Source organism: Maribacter sp. HS (assembly GCF_048059195.1).
In the GTDB taxonomy this organism is placed as follows: domain Bacteria; phylum Bacteroidota; class Bacteroidia; order Flavobacteriales; family Flavobacteriaceae; genus Maribacter; species Maribacter dokdonensis.
This window is the reverse complement of the sequence record NZ_JAYLVV010000004.1, coordinates 742,443-760,855: the sequence shown is the minus strand read 5'-3', so window position 1 is coordinate 760,855 and position 18,413 is coordinate 742,443. Positions and strand designations below refer to the sequence as shown.

The window sequence follows — 18,413 nt, the reverse complement described above, 5'->3', positions numbered from 1 at the left end:
GTTGAAGTATTGACAACCAAGCATTATGCTGGAAAGGGTTGCCAACAATCCAACACCCCAAAATCAACATTATGGACCAATAAAAAATAAAATATTAACTTTAGAGAACTGGACTAGGGCTTTTCATAGGATACATTGTTACCTGCTGGCTTTTTTCATTCCATTACTTCTTTCACTTGAGTTTCCAAGTCTTTAATTCCGTTAAACTTTCTAAAATTCAAATCTTTTCCGATTGATTTTAATTCAGCTAATAGGTCTATTATTAATTCCAAAGGTTCTGCTTCAAATCCGAACATATTTTGGTCAAATTGAGTCCCAATTAAGAGTCCGTCATTTTCCATTCCAACACACCAGTTTTCCATAAATTCAGATATTGGAATTTCAGTCGGTTCATAGTTTTTCCATCCGTCTTTTATACAAGACTTTGCTCTTGCCTTTTCAGACCAAAAGCAAATCATTCCAACAGGTTCTCCATTTTCATCATCATAATGAACTGAACTTGATGTTGCAAATCCATCTTTGTTTTTCAATCCGTATACTATTTCAGTTTCACATACTGTTTTTATGAACTTCTTATGTCGGTTTTTAACTGTTATATGATTTTGGAACATAGTTTTTTTCAGCTTGCAGGTAACGGTTTTGTATAAGATTAGTTGCGTGTTTTAAGCACTAAAGTTAGCAAATAAAACACAGATAGAAAGTCCGCGAGGACTTTCGTAAATAAGTAAAAACCAGCAATTAATTTTATACGGTGTTGTAAAACGTATTTTATTTTCCGTAATTCTCTTTTATGTATTTATCTACTTTGCTTTTTTTGTAAAATGCATTATAGTCTTGAATACTTAAAATATCTAAAACTGCTTTATTCTTGTCTTTAACTTGTTCGTAATATGATTTACAAATTATGTAGCCAGTCCAATATCCTGCATTTTTTGGTCTGTTTACACTTGCTTTATGCCAAGAACTCCAAGTATTCCAAATACTTTTATTCTTGTCATTTTTGAAGTCATTCCATATTTTTATTTCTTTTCCATTAAATTTAGAATATTCTCCATCAGTTTCTCCGCTTATTAATTCCGCTATAAATTCTGCCGAACCTTCTCTCATACTTTTTGCAAGCAAAGTAGTATTTTCGTCTTCCATTTTTGATTGGTTGAAATGAACTAATTCGTGACTTACGGTTATAGGAATGTGTTTTCTCAACATACTAATTCTCAAAATGTCTTTATTCCAATTTTCTGTATTGGTGTTTTCTGTTCGGCAAAGAATTTCTGTCCCAATTAGTAAACCTCTTTTTGATATTGTTCCATTTGAATTAAATCTTCCAATCACAAAATAAACATCTGGAAAAACAGCGTCAGGATATATTTTTTTGAATGATTCAAAATTTGAATAAATATGTTGCTTTAAATTATCAATATTTAAAATATCGTTTCTTATAGATGAATAGAATTCTTTATGTCTAATGACAAATTTTGTAAATTTATCTAGGTCATTAATATACAGTTTGTAATAATCTTTTAGACCTTTTGTTCCTTTTGAGAAGTATTCTTTTTTGAATATATTTTTGGCGTTATCAGTGTCATTTATTGCTAAATCGAACGCTTTATAGAAATTATCAATATCAGATGTGTATATTTTCGATAAGCGTGGTTCTTTAGAAACTCTTGAATTTTGAGATAAGACTGTACACGATTGAAATACATAAAATATACAGAAAAGATAAAATATTTTATGAAGTTCAATTTTCAATTTGAGTTCGGTTTTATATGTTTTACAACGGTTTAGCTATGAACAGTACGGGGGCAAACTAGCGTTTGCTTTCCGCCACGCAAATAGCGAAATCTTTTGGTTTTCTTTTTTTCTTTGTCCCACTAAAAAGCAAAATCCTAAAGATTTTGCGGACTTTATAAAAATACACAAACGTTTCGATTAAGCCCTAAGCCCGTATTGTTTATAGGTTTTGTTGCCATTAGTTTTATTTGGTAACAATTACATCATTTATCCGTTTGATAGTTCCGTCGTCCAGATTTATTTTAGTTTTTAATTTTATGTCCGTAAAGGAATTTAAACCGTATTCCTCTGAATTGCTGTAAGATTGATATTTTTCAATTTTTTGAAGAAGTCCATTTGGATGGAAAAAGAATTTGGTTTTTTCGTTAAGTCCATCTCTTGAAACTTGTTTTTCTTCTATTTCTATTCGATTACCTTTTTCATTGTACGAAACGATTTCCAATTTAGTATAATCTTCTCCATCATTATAGTGTGTTCGAAACGTACCGATTCTTTGCTTTTCGGTATAAGCATAAGTCCATTCCCAACGTAGTTTATTTTCAAATATTTGTTTAAACGATTTTAGTCTATTTATCGAATCAAAGTTTCTTTCGTAATAATAGTCAGGATAAAGAATGGTTTTAGTTTTGTTTGAGTTTTCATCATATTCAAAATTGATTTTATGTGATGAATTGTCAGTAATTGAATAAGTTGTAGAATCTGTTAATTTTCCAGTAGTGCCGTAAGTCAGCTCGGTTTTTGAAAAAGGGTAAACATTCTTTTCGTAGTCTGATTCGTAAAGAACAATTTCCTCTAGTTGTTCATTATTATATTGATAAATTTTAATCTTATCTGTTAATCTTAAATCAGTATTATGATGTTTGCCAAAAGTCACTTTCTTTATGACTATTCCATTTGAGTCCAAGTATATTTTTTCAAATGGTCTATTCTTTTTATTGGTTTTCTTTTTTGTTAATTCAAAGTCGTCATTACGTAGATATTGGTGTCCAATTAACTCAATTTCGATTGAACCAACCTTTTTAGTCAATTCCTGTCCATAAAGATTTGTGGCGATTAGAATTGAAATTAAGAAAAATGTCTGTTTCATGTAAATTAATGGCAACAATTGTATATGTACACAATTGCACATATTTCTATTATATCGGTAATTTAAAAAAAAATAAAAAAGAGAAAAGATGATTACTTCATCAAGTTAATTTCTGCAATACTTTTTATTCTATTTCTCTCCAAGAAAGCATCAATGGTTTCAAAATGTTCAATTACCCGTTGTTCTTTAAATTCAAATACTTTTTGAGATAATCCTTGTAAAAAATCCCTATCATGAGAAACCAGAATAAGTGTACCATCATAAGTAGAAAGAGCTTCTTTTAAAACATCTTTTGATTTTAGATCCAAATGATTGGTTGGCTCATCTAATATTAAAAGATTTACAGGCTCTAACAATAACTTCACCATTGCCAGCCTTGTTTTTTCCCCACCGGAAAGCATGCTTACTTTTTTGTCGATATCATCGCCACTGAACATAAATCTTCCTAAAATATTCTTGATCTGGTTACGAATATCACCAAAAGCGACTTCATCTACCGTTTGAAAAATAGTAAGGTCTGGATCTAATAATGATGCTTGGTTCTGGGCAAAATAACCTACCTTAACATTATGCCCAAGTTGGCAAGTACCTTCTACAGGTATTTCATTAAGAATAGCTTTGATCATGGTAGATTTACCTTCTCCGTTTCTACCTACAAATGAAACTTTTTCTCCTCTGGAGATAGACATGTTCGCATTTTTAAATACGACATGATCATCATATGCTTTTGAAACATCTGTAACCGTAACAGGATAATCTCCCGAACGTGGGGCAGGAGGGAAACGAAGCTTTAATGAAGATGTATCTATTTCATCTATTTCAATGATCTCCAGTTTTTCTAGCATGCGCTCTCTTGAACTTACTTGATTGGTTTTGGAGTAAGTTCCTTTAAAGCGTTCTATGAACGCCATATTGTCCGCAATGAATTTTTGTTGTTCTTGGTATGCCTTGATCTGGTGCGCCCTACGATCTTCACGTAATTGTAGGTAATGGGAGTAGTTTGCCTTATAATCATAAATACGCCCCATGGTAACCTCAATGGTACGATTGGTAATATTATCTATAAATGCCCGGTCATGTGAAATGACCATTACGGCATTGGCCTTGTTCAATAAAAAATCTTCTAACCAAATCACAGATTCAATATCTATGTGGTTCGTAGGCTCATCAAGCAAAATTAGATCTGGTTTTTGCAATAGTATTTTTACCAGTTCTATACGCATGCGCCATCCGCCACTGAACTCATTGGTTTGTCTAGTGAAATCTTCTTGTCTAAAACCTAAACCTTTGAGTGCTTTTTCTACTTCGGCATCATAATTTACATCTTCAAGAGCATAATATTTTTCACCAATATCAGAGACTTTTTCAATGATACCCATATAGGCATCACTCTCATAATCTGTTCTTGTCTCCAATTCTTTATTAAGCCTCTCCATCTCATCCCGCATATCAAAAACATGCTTAAACGCCTTGGCAGCTTCTTCAAATACCGTGCAGTTGTCCTCGGTAAGCAGATGTTGCGGTAAATATGCAATAACGGTATCTTTAGGTACGCGTACATTGCCTCTTGTGCCCTTTTGTTCACCGGCGACTATTTTCATCATTGTTGATTTTCCGGCTCCGTTTTTACCCATAAGGGCAATTTTATCGGTTGGGTTAATAACGAATGATACATCGCTAAATAGGGTAGTGCCACTGAATTCTACGGCTAAATTATCTACTGAAATCATGCTGCAATTTTAAAATGCAAAACTAATAATAAGAAATGGTGCATTTACTAACCGCTTTAAAAACTTATAGATAACTGTGTCGATCATTTTAAACACAGGGAGATTTTCTAAGTGCTTTTTTTATTGCTTAGCCAATTATAAATTAAAAGTACAATGGCAAGAACAAGTAGTAAGTGTATAAGTGCTCCTAGAATTTTAAAAACAACGAAGCCTAAAACCCAACCTATGATCAAGGCTGCAATTATAAAGTATATGATATTCTTCATCTTTATTTTTTTGTTGGCCAGTTCATTATTTCAGCGTGGATATCTTCTGTGGATTTTTGTCGCCGTTTGGCAATTTTAGCTATTAGGGCTTCAAAACTATCTTGCTCGCCATTAGCATCTAAATCCTCTGTTTCAGGGAAATTTGCCAAATATTCATCTTTTACCGCCAACCATTGCTTTTCTATATGTAAATCATACCTTGCGGTAGCTACGCCGCCATTATTCACGGGTTTGCCAACCTTTTTATTTTCATTTTTATGGTCAGCAATATTTTGATGTTGTGGAACTTCATTCTGTAATCCGCCTGTAGAACGTGATTTATCTTTACTCTTATCTTCTGTTATCATCGCTATAATTTTATGTGTTCATTAATGTAAGAACAAGGTAATGACACCTATCATTTATGTGTTGCTCTAATATTACTTTAATTGACGGGATAAAATTTGAAGATAAAAATTAAGGGTGATGCTCACATGACATCTAATTAGATAGGCCCTTCTTTTTTATTTTGAACATTTTGGCCGCAGATGTATAACCGCCTTCTGTGCCATCTACAAAGTGAGAGTGTGTGGTTCTACGATCAAGTACATAACAAGACATAACCGATGCATGGGTAACGTGAATACCGTAAATCAATTTTTTATCCCTTTCCATTTCATCTAAAAAGGCAATGAAACGATCTATACTTTTCTGTTCTGCAGTAAAAACTGTATTGATCATGCCATCTAGCATAAAGGTGTGAGACAACTGTTCTATTTGACTTAAATATTGTTTTCCACTACTTGTAAGATTTAGGTAAATTCTGCCAAAATTTGATTTTAACCAACTTTTAAAAAAATACATCCAGCTGGTGGAAGTCAATCTAATTTTCATTTCTTCCCACACTTTGGTAGGGTTTGGGTCTAATTTAAGATTGTTACTTTTTATAGGCTGTCTATTTTCAAATTTCCCAAATTCTTCATCCATTTGGGCAAGTACTTTTTTGTACACATTTCGTTGATCTTTTTCTAAGGAGGCATCTAATAGTAAGCATACTACTTTAGTTTGTTGTTGGTCCGGTAGTATCTGGTCCCAACGACATTCCATTCCTTCTAAATTTAAGAGTGTTTCATCAAATGCTGTGGTTTCTTCTTCCTTAAAAGAAGATTTTATCATGCTTTCCGCTACTTTTAATCCGTCCCCTAAAACGATAGGAATAGATAGCTTATCGGTTAACCGATGTTTGGCAATTTTTAATTGAACCTCTGATTCTATTAATTTACTAACAGGAATTTCACCAACCCTTAGAACTAGATCAATTTTTCTTTTGATATGTATGCGGTAATTTTCAAGAACATGAATTATTTTGTTAAGCAATAAAGAAGGTACTATGAATGTAGCGCCATCGCCCCCAAAAAAATAGGGGATTTCATTGCTTCTTTTTACCTTTCTTATGGCATTGAGTACAGAAATAATAGCTCCGGTGGCGGTTAAATTTACCTGATGGTGATTGCCCGCGTTCACTGCACTGGTAGAGTTTAAAATATCTACAACAACAACGTGCCATGATTTTGGTACATCTACAAAATAGGTGTCATCTCCCAAAAGTTCAATGAGTGTACCTTTAAAGGGGCGAAGATTTTTATAGAATTGTTTGTCTGCCATTAACCTTGTGTAACCTACAATGAGAAATTTTTAATGTTGCGGTGGAGTGCCGGCACCAACCGTAGCGTCTTTAAACCAAACCTCTGTATAACAGCCGTTTTCGTATTGTTTTTTAATATCTCCGTTATAGGTCTCTGATCCGGTATGCCAAACAATATTTTCTTCAGGATCTTTACCGTTGGTCTGGTTGTAAGCTCCTTGCTTAAAATTTTGCAATTCGCTGGCATAGGCATTTTCTTTTTCTACACCATCACGCCCTATTGCTGCATATAAAGTCAATATTTGTACTGGTATATCAGTTGATTCTGCAAAGTCTGTCTGTATTAGGCTTTTGGTAAACGTTTTGGTTTCATGTCCGTCGCTTTTAAACGTAAGGTACATTATGCCTTTGTAGACATTGATTTCATAACTAAATTCTTCGTTTAATTCAATGCCATCTTCCGGCTCTTGGGGGTAAGTGGTAGGGGTTTCTCCGACAACCGACATATCATAGCCCCAAACTGCGGTGGAATAATCCCAACGTTTACCGTTATCTCCTTCGGTATTTATTTCATAATTCCAAAAAACTGAACCTTTTTTATGACCCGGAAATTTTTTGTAGAAAATTTTTAAAGGTTCGTTTTCATGACCTTCCGTACCATGAATTTGGCCAACAACTACGGAATAAGAAGCAGCTACGCGGGCATCTCCAGAAGTAGAAACATGCTTTACTTTTAAAGTACCGGTTAGTTTGCCACCGGTATCTGGTTTCCATTCTTCTTTTTGACCTAGTTCTGTTCTAGTGTTGCTTGATGTTCTAGAGGTTACACCAGAATTAGGTGCTTTGTATACCACCCAATTTGTATTGTTTTCGTTTTCTACATAAAAAAAATCTTTGTGCTCAACATCAGTTAAATCATTGAAACTTTTGCCGTCACCACATAGAATTTTCCATTCTTTCATAAAAGGGATCACATCATCTGGGTATAGTGTTTTTTCATTTTCAGCAACTGCTAATTTTTTTGTTTCAGTTTTACAAGAAGTAAATGAAAACAATAATGTAAAGGTTATCAATACTATATAGAAATAATGTGAAGATTTTAAACGCATTAATATGTTTATTTAGGTTTTACTTATTTTAAATATACGATAGATCCATTGTTATTTCTAATAATGTTCGCTAAATTCAAAAACGTAAAATAGCTAAACATTTCTTTAAAAGGTATAAGCTTTAATGTGATTCTAAGGTAACTTGCTGGTCACGTTTAGTACAAAAGAACAACTGTATGTTCTATGTGTTAATGGTTAGTGTAATTGACATACAGTTGAGAAAAGGTCTCTATAATTTAGAGACCTTTTCTATACATTTTTGGTTATTGGATTTTTTCGATAACAAATGAATTAATCTTGGAATAACGTATTTAAACGTTTATTTTAAATAAGGCTAATTTTACCAACGTATATTTACGTAGGTAAGTAGAACAAGGATATTTAATAAAACAATAGCATGAGCTCAGTGTTTTTGGTAATTGATGATGATTTGGTTTCTCAGTTTACGGCGAGGTATGCCGTTGAGCAGTGTAGCACAGATACTCAAATCTATGTTTGTGAAAGTGCTATTGAAGCCCTGGAACTATTGACCAAATTAAAAAAAGAAGACAAGCCTATTCCAGATTATATTCTGCTGGATTTGGTAATGCCTGAAATGGACGGATGGGAATTCATTGATCAATTGCAAAATTATAATGCCAATATAAATAAGATAAAGGTATTTATCATGTCTGCTTTTACGAATTCCAAGGATCGGGAGAAAGCCAAGCAACACCAGTTTATTGAAGGGTATTATGAAAAGCCATTATCTAAGAACATGGTTCAAAATATGATCAAATAGTCTTTCCATCATTTTGTGGTTCAACTTATAATTCTTCGGTTTTACAATTTTTAAGCAATAAAATCAATTTCAATAAATTCTCCGCAAACAGTTCTGCGTAGTTGTCAAGATCAGATATTAGCTCTATTTGTTTTAATTGCTGATGCCTTTTTTCAAATTCCATGAATAGGAAGTAATTATCAAAATTAATTTTTGAAACAAACTGTTGTAAAAGAATATGGACCTTAAGCGCATTACCTTTCGTGTAATAGTCGGTCTGAAATTGTTGAAGTAATAGTAAGAGTTCGGTTCGGTCGTTTGTAGCCATCATAATCAGTATTGAATCAACTTAATGGGAACTTAGTTAATTGATAACGAATAAATTTAACTGTAAGTATTTTACTACACAAATATATTTTGACTATATATTTTTTTATACGAACAACACCGTTGGGTCGACAAACGTATTTATTTTTTTTGAGTTACTATTCTATGGTATTAGTATTCTTTTTTAAAGGATTTCCTTATAATTTTGGAGGAGATATTGATATTAAGTTGAAAAATGACCGCATTGAATATTTATATAGCAGATGACGATTTAGAGGATCGAAGTTTTTTCATAGAGGCATTAGATGATTTACCATTGACTACAGAGGTAACTCAATTTAATAATGGTGTTGACCTTATGGATAAACTTTTCTCTGATGACAACTTACCGCACGTGATTTTTCTTGATTTGTACATGCCTATTATGGACGGATTTGAATGCCTGATGGATATAAGAAACTTTAAAAAGTTCAAGGATATTTATATAATTGCCTATTCAGGAATTTATAGGGAACGTGAGGTAAATCAATTAAAAGAAGATGGGGCAAATTTATTTTTAAAAAAATCTTCGTCTTTTAAAGAATTGAAAAAATTGTTACTTAAATCTTTACAAAGGGTAAAAGGCTCAAATAAGAATGAAGTTGAGAATGGTGAATTTGTAATACTGTCATAAGCAGCTTGGTACAAATGAAATATCTACATCTGTAAAATTGTATTTTAAGATTTCCCTAAATAACCTTAGTATTTAGTTCTTTATGATAAAGATCATCCATAGTTGTTTTAAGTTGAACAAGCATTTTTTTAAAGGAAATTTCTTTTGTTATAAAACGAACCGCACCCATTTCCAGTATTTTTTTACGGTCTGTTTCAGATGATGATGTGGAGTATATAACAACAGGAATCTTACTTAACAAAGTGTTGTTTTTTAATACGGAGAGGCACTCAAAGCCATTCATAATGGGCATGTTTAAATCTAGAAAGATAAGCTTTGGAACAATACCAGCAGTTATGGTAGATAGTATATAAGTAATTAAAACTTCACCATTATGAAAAAGTTTCATATTAATTTCAGGGAAAATTTCTTGCATTGCCTCAGCAAAGAACATTCTGTCATCTTCGTCATCGTCGGCATAGGCTAAAGGGCTAAAAACATTGTAATCTTTCATAGTATATTGTATTAAGAAGCTTAGAGCCCTATTTTGTTTAAAGTTATACTAACAAGTCAAGTTATAGTAACAATATCAGATAAACTTGTAACAGTATTGGGCTGAAATTCTTTTTGTAAAGTTTTTTTCAGTGATTGACAGATAACCAGATATTGTAAGATAATTGTTGGTCCTGTTAAACTGTAATAATTAGCATATCCATTACAGTTTACTACTATATATAAATAATATGTTAGTCAGATGTGTTGTAATCGGAACATTTGACTCTTTAAATTGTCTTAAATAGGTAGTCTCTATGTTTAAAATTACCGAAAAAACTTAAGAATTCTCTCAGTGTAGGTAAATAAACTGTTAAATTAGATCTATCAAAATGGAAATTTGGTGGTATCTAGATCATGAATACCAAATTATGAATGCTATATTATTACCAAAATGCCATAAATCATTATTTATTTCTCAATAATGTCTATAAAACCTAAATTGATTGCTTAGAATAGAAAGGAATCGTTGATAATTCCATTAAATTCTTTTAATGATGCAAAAACATAATGAACATGGTATGGCTGTAAACTCAGATTTTGGGGTTAATGCAGCGTCAGAAAAAATACCGAAAATGAGCAATCAAAAAGTTTTTGTAGTTAAGAATACCGAAACGGTAATCTGGAAAAAATTAATTGATGGAGATGAATCTGCCCTAGGCGATTTATATAATATATATGTAGACTGTCTTTTTAGTTACGGTATAAATTGTACCAAAGACAGAACATATGTTATGGATTGTATTCATGACCTATTTGTAGATCTATTTAAGTACAGGGAAAACTTAACAATGACAGATAATGTAAAGTATTATTTGTTTAAAAGTTTAAAGCGAAAAATAAATAGAAAATACGCTACTAAAACAATTTCAATATCAGAAGAATATCAATATTCTTTACATCAAGATACAAGAAACTATACGAATTCTTGTGAAGAAGATATTATACGAACAGAAAGGTTGACCGAAAAACGAATGATTTTGGCAAATGCGCTAGAATCGTTAACAAAGAAACAACGAAAAGGTTTGTTCTTAAGGTTCAATCAAGACAAGAGCTACGAAGAAATTTCTGAAATTATGGAAGTTTCTGTACAGACAGCCAGAACTATAGTGTATAGGGCCTTGAAAGCTTTAAGGTAAATTTTTTAAGAATTTTTTTAGAAAACTGTCTATATAATTACAATTTCTTACTTATTGTTTACGAGTACCTTGATAAGGTTTATTTAAACCTAAATCATATAATCAATACCTAATTATGGAAAAAATAAATCCTAAAAATATCAATTTTTCATCTATGACTGAAGAAGAAACTTCAGCTTTGAAAAATAGGATTTTCAATACAATACATAAAAAGAAAACTAGAAAAAGAAACTTTTGGTTTTCTGGCTTGGCAGCTGCGTGTTTGGCAGGTTGCATAGGTCTTACATTTTATTTTCACAACACTTCTAATACATCAAGCTCCATTACCGATTTTGTAAACTCTACCTCTTCTGAAAATGAAAATCATAAAGAAGGTGAAGTGGTACTTACGTTAGGTGAAGGCAATAGTTTGAAAATTAAAGAGGATGTAGCATCAATCAATTATTCTGATTCTGGAGAGAATGTAACTATTGGTGCAAATGAGGTAGTGAATCAAAAAGCGACCAAAAACAAAAAATCTGTATTCAATACCCTTTGGGTGCCTTACGGTAAGCGTTCTAATCTAACACTTTCCGATGGAACTAAAGTATGGCTTAATTCAGGTTCTAAATTGGTGTATCCAATAGCTTTTAATGGTGATAAAAGAGAAGTTTACATTGAGGGTGAAGCAATCTTTGAGGTAACCCATAATAAAAGCAAACCTTTTCATGTAATTTCTGACCACCAAGTAGTAGAGGTCTTAGGAACTGTATTTGGTGTCACCAATTATCCAGATGAAACCGAAACCAATACTATTCTTAAAAGTGGTAGTGTTCAAATAAGCTTTAAGAATATAAAGAATGATTCTTCACATTCAGATAAAATGAAGATTACTCCTGGTACAAAGGCAAGTTTTGATAAAGAGAATAAAAGTATTGTTTCTGAGAAGGTAAATGTTGATAATTATTTTTCTTGGAAGGAAGGTGTACTAATATTCAAGAATAATGACCTTCAATATATTATGAAACGTATTTCTCGATATTACAACATTGATATTGTCATAGAAAACGAAAACCTGGCCAAAGAGACTTTTTCTGGTTACCTAGATTTAAATGAAGACATCAATTCCGTAATACATAGTATTAAGGAAAGTACCAATATGGAATACGTTAAAACAGAAAATAAAATATTAATCAAGTAACACCTAACGCCAATGAACTGAAAACATATTATTTTTTTTTGAAGTAGCAATTATTAAAAAAGCCAGAAGATGTTCCCGCATCTTCCGGCAATTAATTTCAATATTGCTGTTTTGCAGCAACATTAAATAACCAACACAAAAATATGAAAAATATCATACCAGTCGGAATTCTAACGATTATGAGAATATTTCTACTATTTATCGGAATAGGACTTTCATCAGTTTACGCTAACTCAGTATTTGCACAAAACAAAATACAGGTAGACGTTAACAATATCTCTGTGGAAGCATTTTTCGAAAAAATACAGAATACTAGTGATTATGTCTTTTTTTATAAGGATAATGTAATCAAAACTGATAAGAAAATATCGGTAAAATTGAAAGATGCCCCCATGAAAATCGTTTTGGATAAAGCTTTTTCCAATACCGATTTAACTTATAAGATTATTGGCAATCAAGTTATTGTCAAAAAAATGCCCCCTAGCTCCCCAAAAAAATCTTTAGAATTTGATGCTGTCGTTCAATCTACAATAACAGGAAATGTTACGGATGCTACGGGCCAACCATTACCAGGTGTAAATGTTTTAATTAAAGGTACCACGGTTGGAACTCAATCTGATTTTGATGGTAACTATGCCATTGATGTTACAGATGGTACTGCACTGGTTTTCTCCTATATAGGTATGCTGACCAAAGAAGTAGCTATCGATAACAGATCGGTAGTGAATGTGGTACTCCAAGAAGATGTGGCTTCTTTAGATGAAGTAGTGGTTGTAGCATATGGTACGTCTACTAAAGAATCTATTACGGGTTCTGTAGGTGTTGTTAGAAGCGAAGAGTTAGAGCAAGTACCTGTTTCAACTTTTGAACAAACATTAAGAGGTAGTACAGCAGGTTTGCAAGCTAGTGCGGTAGATGGTGCTCCAGGAGGAAATACCCAAGTGCGTATTAGAGGTATAGGTTCTATATCTGCTTCAAGTGAACCGTTATATGTTATTGACGGAATCCCAGTGCAAAATGGTAGTATTGGTACCATTGATAACGGTGGTAGTAGTACCAACGTTATGGCTTCGATCAATCCAAATGATATTGCATCCATTTCGGTATTAAAAGATGCTGCTTCCACAGCAATATATGGTTCTAGAGGAGCCAATGGTGTTATTTTGATTACCACAAAATCCGGTAGTTCCGGTAAAGCAAAAATCACCTTAAAAACATTAACAGGTTTTAACTCACAGGCTTACAATAATATATTAAAGCCTTTGAACGCTGCTGAGTACACGGAACTTTTTCTAGAAGGCTATGTTAATTTAGGTGACACACCTGAAGAAGCGCAAGCAAGATTTGATGCTACTTTTCAACAATTAATAGATCCTTCAACCGGTGAGCCTACAGATACCAATTGGTTAGATGCTATAACTAGAACAGGAATTACCCAAAGTTATGATCTTAGTGCTAGCGGGGGAACAGAAAATTTAAAATACTTTTTCTCTGGAGCTTACTATGATCAAGAAAACTATATTATTGGATCTGGCTTTAATAGATTAAGTGCCCGTAGTAATATAGAATTTAAGGCAACCGATTACTTAACGGTTTCAAATAATATTTCTGTATCTAACAGTACTACGAATACTTTTTTTGATGGTGGTTCTTTTAATAACCCTTTTAAAAACTCGTTAGAGTTATCACCATTAATTCCAATCTATGATGAGGAAGGTAGATTTAATGGAGAGCATGCGGATTATTTTCCTTTAGGAGGTGCCAACCCGGTTGGTGCTCTAAGTGGAGATGATTTATGGGAAAATAAGCAGTTTAGGGTAATAGATAATTTTGCGGTTTCTATTAAACCGGTTAAGAATTTGACGTTGCGTTCACAGTTAAATTTCGATTTACTGACATTGACCGAATCTCAATACCAAAACCCTAGATATGGCGGCGGTAGAAACTCCGGTGGTATTGGTTATGAAGCAAATACTTCTCTTAGAACCTTTGTGGGTACACAAACTGCAGATTATAATTTTAACTTAGGCAATAACCATAACTTCAATGTTTTAGGTGGTTTTGAAGCGCAGGAAACTGTTAGTGAATCTTCTAGTGCATCTGGAACTCAATTTCCTAACCAAAGTTTAAGAACTTTAAATAGTGCATCGGCAGAATTTGCTATTAGTGGTTCAAAATCTGAATACACTTTTGTTTCTGCTTTTTCTAGAGCAAACTATAACTACGACGGTAAATATTTTCTTTCTGCGAGTTTAAGACGAGATGGTTCTTCTAGATTTGGTGCAGATAATAGATGGGGTACTTTTTATTCTTTTGGAGGTAGCTGGGTTGCTAGTAACGAAGCTTTTTTAGAAGATGTTTCTTTTCTTAATTTATTAAAAGTAAGAAGTTCTTGGGGTGTTACGGGTAATGCTGCTATTGGAGATTTTCCATCACAAGGTCTTTATGTTTATGGTCAAGATTATGATGGTAATCCTGGTGGTAGTCCAAGTCAAATTGCAAATCCTGATCTTACTTGGGAAAGTCAACAGAATTTTAATGTTGGTCTTGATTTCGGGCTATTTTCTAAAATTAGTGGTACGGTTGAGTATTTTGAGCGTACTTCTTCAGACCTTATTCTAAATGTACCGATTACTTTAACTTCTGGTTTTTCTTCATTGACCCAAAACTTTGGTGAAATGAAAAACACAGGTTTTGAAATTTCAATGAATGCAGATATCATTAGTAATGATGATTTTAATTGGAATGTTGGTTTTAATACCACCTTTTTAAAGAATGAAATTACCGAACTAACAGATGATTTTACAGATGGTGCTTATAGAAGACAAGAAGGTGAGGATTTTCAATCTTTCTATTTGTATAGTTGGGCAGGTGTAAACCAAGAAAATGGTGATCCGCAATGGTATACAGATGCATCAAAAACTACCATAACCAATGACATTAGTGAAGCAGAGCGTTTTTTGGATGACAAATCCGCTACTCCTGAGTTTTTCGGTGGATTCAATACCATGGTTTCCTATAAAGACTTTAGCCTTAGTGCCAACTTTATCTATTCTTACGGTAACTATATTTTTGATTCCAGGGCAAGAGGTACATTAGGTGACGGTAGGCTTACACCAAGAAGTACGGCAGATTTTATTTATGATAATAGATGGCAGCCTGGTTCAACAGATGCTTTAGTACCTCAGTTTGTTTGGGGTGGCCGTAACGGTAGTAATGAAGCTAACCAAACTAGATGGTTGTATGACGGTAGTTATATTCGTTTAAGGGATTTAACGGTTGCCTATAATTTTAACGAAGATATTACTTCGCTATTAGGCTTGAATTCAATGAGATTGTATGCTAGGGGAACAAATATCCTAACTTTTGTAAAAGAGGATATCCTTTACATTGATCCAGAACAAGGTATTAATGGTAGTTACACAGGTCAAACCCCTGCAGTAAAGACTATTTCCATTGGTTTAGATATTCAACTTTAAATGATGACACACATGAAAACATATAAAATATTCATATTAACGATAATGACTGGACTAGTATTCTCATGTTCAGACTCATTTTTAGAATTGACTCCGCAACAATCTGTTTCGGATACGGATGCCCTTTTGGACCTTGATGGTTATGAATCGTCTATTACAGGTATATATAATAAACTTTCCGGAGCGGAATACTACGGGCGCTACATGATTATGATACCGGATGTTTTGGCAGATGACGTTAAGCAAAATAGTCAGGCCAATAGAATTGTAGATTATGCCGAGCATATTCAAAGAGTATCAGATGGTCAGGCATTGGCCTTATGGGGTAGTGCCTACGAAGGTATTAATGCCGCAAATGCCATTATAAATTCTGAAACAATTTTAGCTGATGCTGTTTTAGATGAGCAAAATCACATTGTTGGTGAGGCTTATGCATTAAGAGGTTTAATATATTTTGATCTGGTACGCATGTTTGCCCAACAATACAATTATACGTCAGATGCTAGCCATTTAGGTGTACCCATCGTATTAAATTTTGATTTGGACAATGAACCAGCTAGAAGTACTGTAGCAGAAGTGTACGAACAAATTATTTCTGATATGACAACAGGAATCTCTTTAATGAGCGATAGTTCCAGAAGTGGCAATTCAAATACGTTATCCCCAAATGCAACAAGAGCTTTATTGGCAAAGGTTTATCTGTTTAAAGAAGACTGGAACAATGCAGAAGCTATGGCTAGTAGTGTTATAGATTCTGGAGATTACAGTTTAATTTCTAACGATAACTATTATGATTTATGGACTACGGATAATAGTGCCGAGTCAATCTTTGAAATATCAATGACCGAAACGGATAATGTTGGTGGCAACGGTATTGCAGGTCTTTATCTACAGGCGGGTTTTGGAGATTATCTACCTTCTAATGATGTCGTTGATCTTTATCCGGAGAATGATGCACGTTTGAGCACTTTTGAGGTTGATCCTTTATTGACCGGGGAATTTGCGCCATATAGAATGATAAAGTATGCGGATATCAATGGGTTTGACAATGTGAAAGTTGTAAGACTTGCTGAAATGTATTTAATACGTGCCGAGGCTAGAGCTGAAATTGGTACGGATATAGCGGGAGCACAAGATGATTTAGATATGGTGCGCCAACGTGCAATAGCTGATGAGCCAGATAATGCAGATACTGGTGATGCCCTTAAGGACGCAATATTTTTAGAAAGAAGATTAGAATTAGCCTTTGAAGGACAACGTTTGTGGGATCTAATGCGTAATCAAATGGATATTGTTAGAACCAACTGTACTGCTCAGACTTGTACTATTCCTTATGGTGCTGATACGGTTATTATGCCTATACCACAGGATGAAACAGATGTTAACCCTAATATAGAACAGAATCCTGGGTATTAATATTTAGGACTGATTTATTGGTTATTAAACACATTGAGAGGCCGCATTGGTTCTCTCAATGTGTACTCTATTATCTTAAAAATATAGGATTTCTTTTCTTTAAAAATCGAAAAACATATGAATACACAACGTAGAAATCTATCGAAACTACTTTCTTTAGGAGCATTCTTTCCTGGTCAAGCTGCTTATTCGTTAAATACTATTTTAGAATCTATAGATACTGATCCAAATTCAGAATTTAATAAGCAGTTATTATACAACATAGGGGAAAAGGGAGTTGAAAAATTATATAAAAAGGCTATTGTAAATGACGGATTGGTCATTGTCAGAAATTGGAATGAAAAGTCGTTTAAGGCTCTTGCCAAAACTGGTTATACGGGTTTTAATGCTTCTGTAGTATCCGGTGATTTTAACCGGGGAATGGAAAACCTGACCAAATGGCAAAATATTATAAAAAATAATTCTGATAAACTTATTTTGGCTACGAGTGTAGAGGATTATTATAAAGCCAAAAAGGAAGATAAGGTTGCCGTTATGTTGGGTTTTCAGAATGCAACAATGCTTGGCAGATCCATTAAAAATCTAGATACGTTGTATGATGCTGGTATGCGTTGGATGCAATTAACCTATAATCAGCGAAATTATTTAGGTGATGGTAGTACTGAACGTACCAATTGTGGCCTATCGGATTTTGGGGTAGAGGTCGTAGACCGCATGAATGAGTTGGGTATTATTGTAGATTTATCCCATTGTGGAGAACAGACTACCAATGAAGGTATAGCCCATAGTAAAGCACCGGTATCCATTAACCATTCCATGTGCGAAGCTTTGCACAAAGACCATCCAAGAGCCAAGAGAGATGAACAGATCAAGGCCATGGCAGACAAGGGAGGTGTAATGGGTATTATTTGTTTGGGTTACATGATTGGTCCAAACCTTGGTACGGATACTACCTTAGAAACATATGTTGACCATATTGACCACGCAGTTAAAATTGGTGGTATTGACCATGTTGGTTTGGCAACTGATTATCCTGTAGAAGGTCTAGAAGCCAATGGTGCAACAAGAGAAAATTGGTATGTACCAAGATTAACCCGTTTTAAACCGTCTTACAAAGTTCAATGGCCACCATGGATTCCTGAACTTGACAAAACAAGTAGGTATTTGGAAGTAGCCAAAGTTTTAGATAAAAGAGGGTATAGCACAGGAGATATCGAAAAAATACTAGGGTTAAACTGGTTAAGACTCTACAAAGAGACCTTAAAGCCATAATCAATAGTTGTCCATAAAATTAGAGA

17 protein-coding genes are annotated in these 18,413 nt (G+C 33.5%); 7 read left to right on the top strand and 10 right to left on the bottom strand.

Annotated features, from left to right (window positions below; all coding sequences use genetic code 11):
* Window positions 1-155: 155 nt before the first annotated feature.
* The 8 genes from VBZ51_RS12985 to VBZ51_RS12950 form a co-directional block, all read right to left on the bottom strand.
* Window positions 156-611, bottom strand: coding sequence for a DUF2750 domain-containing protein (locus tag VBZ51_RS12985; protein ID WP_416577190.1), 456 nt, complete (start codon window positions 609-611; stop codon window positions 156-158).
* A gap of 157 nt (window positions 612-768) precedes the next feature.
* Window positions 769-1,752: a DUF2268 domain-containing putative Zn-dependent protease gene (locus VBZ51_RS12980; RefSeq protein WP_416577189.1), complete on the bottom strand. Its 984-nt coding sequence runs from the start codon at window positions 1,750-1,752 to the stop codon at window positions 769-771.
* 226 nt (window positions 1,753-1,978) lie between these two features.
* Entirely contained in the window at window positions 1,979-2,881 is a 903-nt protein-coding gene (locus VBZ51_RS12975) for a hypothetical protein (protein ID WP_416577188.1), read from the bottom strand.
* Between the two features lie 92 nt (window positions 2,882-2,973).
* On the bottom strand, window positions 2,974-4,611 hold the full coding sequence (locus tag VBZ51_RS12970; RefSeq protein ID WP_416577187.1) for an ABC-F family ATP-binding cassette domain-containing protein: 1,638 nt from the start codon (window positions 4,609-4,611) through the stop codon (window positions 2,974-2,976).
* Between the two features lie 107 nt (window positions 4,612-4,718).
* Window positions 4,719-4,877: a lmo0937 family membrane protein gene (locus tag VBZ51_RS12965; protein ID WP_143751746.1), complete on the bottom strand. Its 159-nt coding sequence runs from the start codon at window positions 4,875-4,877 to the stop codon at window positions 4,719-4,721.
* A gap of 2 nt (window positions 4,878-4,879) precedes the next feature.
* Window positions 4,880-5,224 carry a hypothetical protein gene (locus tag VBZ51_RS12960; RefSeq protein WP_416577186.1) on the bottom strand — a complete coding sequence of 115 codons (345 nt, stop codon included), beginning with the start codon at window positions 5,222-5,224 and terminating at the stop codon, window positions 4,880-4,882.
* Window positions 5,225-5,357: 133 nt separating this feature from the next.
* Window positions 5,358-6,521: a DUF3095 family protein gene (locus VBZ51_RS12955; RefSeq protein ID WP_416577185.1), complete on the bottom strand. Its 1,164-nt coding sequence runs from the start codon at window positions 6,519-6,521 to the stop codon at window positions 5,358-5,360.
* 30 nt (window positions 6,522-6,551) lie between these two features.
* The gene (locus VBZ51_RS12950) at window positions 6,552-7,610 is read right to left on the bottom strand and encodes a polysaccharide lyase family 7 protein (RefSeq protein ID WP_416577184.1); all 1,059 of its coding nucleotides are present in this window, start codon (window positions 7,608-7,610) and stop codon (window positions 6,552-6,554) included.
* Window positions 7,611-8,007: 397 nt separating this feature from the next.
* Here VBZ51_RS12950 and VBZ51_RS12945 point away from each other — a divergent pair, with 397 nt between their 5' ends.
* On the top strand, window positions 8,008-8,391 hold the full coding sequence (locus VBZ51_RS12945; RefSeq protein WP_058102480.1) for a response regulator: 384 nt from the start codon (window positions 8,008-8,010) through the stop codon (window positions 8,389-8,391).
* 25 nt (window positions 8,392-8,416) lie between these two features.
* Here VBZ51_RS12945 and VBZ51_RS12940 read toward each other — a convergent pair whose 3' ends face one another.
* Complete coding sequence (locus VBZ51_RS12940) at window positions 8,417-8,698, bottom strand: hypothetical protein (protein WP_416577183.1); 282 nt, start codon at window positions 8,696-8,698, stop codon at window positions 8,417-8,419.
* 234 nt (window positions 8,699-8,932) lie between these two features.
* Here VBZ51_RS12940 and VBZ51_RS12935 point away from each other — a divergent pair, with 234 nt between their 5' ends.
* Complete coding sequence (locus VBZ51_RS12935; RefSeq protein ID WP_416577182.1) at window positions 8,933-9,370, top strand: response regulator; 438 nt, start codon at window positions 8,933-8,935, stop codon at window positions 9,368-9,370.
* 55 nt (window positions 9,371-9,425) lie between these two features.
* Here the strand turns inward: VBZ51_RS12935 and VBZ51_RS12930 are convergent, their stop codons facing one another.
* Window positions 9,426-9,863, bottom strand: coding sequence for a response regulator (locus VBZ51_RS12930; RefSeq protein WP_074673578.1), 438 nt, complete (start codon window positions 9,861-9,863; stop codon window positions 9,426-9,428).
* A 532-nt stretch (window positions 9,864-10,395) separates the two neighbouring features.
* Between VBZ51_RS12930 and VBZ51_RS12925 the strand changes: the two genes are divergently transcribed.
* The 5 genes from VBZ51_RS12925 to VBZ51_RS12905 all read left to right on the top strand — a co-directional run bounded on the left by VBZ51_RS12925 (window position 10,396) and on the right by VBZ51_RS12905 (window position 18,387).
* A complete protein-coding gene (locus VBZ51_RS12925) occupies window positions 10,396-11,040 on the top strand; it encodes an RNA polymerase sigma factor (RefSeq protein ID WP_082642855.1) in 645 nt (214 codons plus the stop codon).
* A gap of 115 nt (window positions 11,041-11,155) precedes the next feature.
* Window positions 11,156-12,220 carry a FecR family protein gene (locus tag VBZ51_RS12920; RefSeq protein WP_416577181.1) on the top strand — a complete coding sequence of 355 codons (1,065 nt, stop codon included), beginning with the start codon at window positions 11,156-11,158 and terminating at the stop codon, window positions 12,218-12,220.
* 179 nt (window positions 12,221-12,399) lie between these two features.
* Entirely contained in the window at window positions 12,400-15,699 is a 3,300-nt protein-coding gene (locus tag VBZ51_RS12915; RefSeq protein ID WP_416577180.1) for a TonB-dependent receptor, read from the top strand.
* Window positions 15,700-15,711: 12 nt separating this feature from the next.
* A complete protein-coding gene (locus tag VBZ51_RS12910) occupies window positions 15,712-17,115 on the top strand; it encodes a RagB/SusD family nutrient uptake outer membrane protein (protein ID WP_416577179.1) in 1,404 nt (467 codons plus the stop codon).
* 117 nt (window positions 17,116-17,232) lie between these two features.
* Window positions 17,233-18,387, top strand: coding sequence for a dipeptidase (locus VBZ51_RS12905; protein ID WP_416577178.1), 1,155 nt, complete (start codon window positions 17,233-17,235; stop codon window positions 18,385-18,387).
* The last annotated feature ends 26 nt before the right edge of the window (window positions 18,388-18,413 follow it).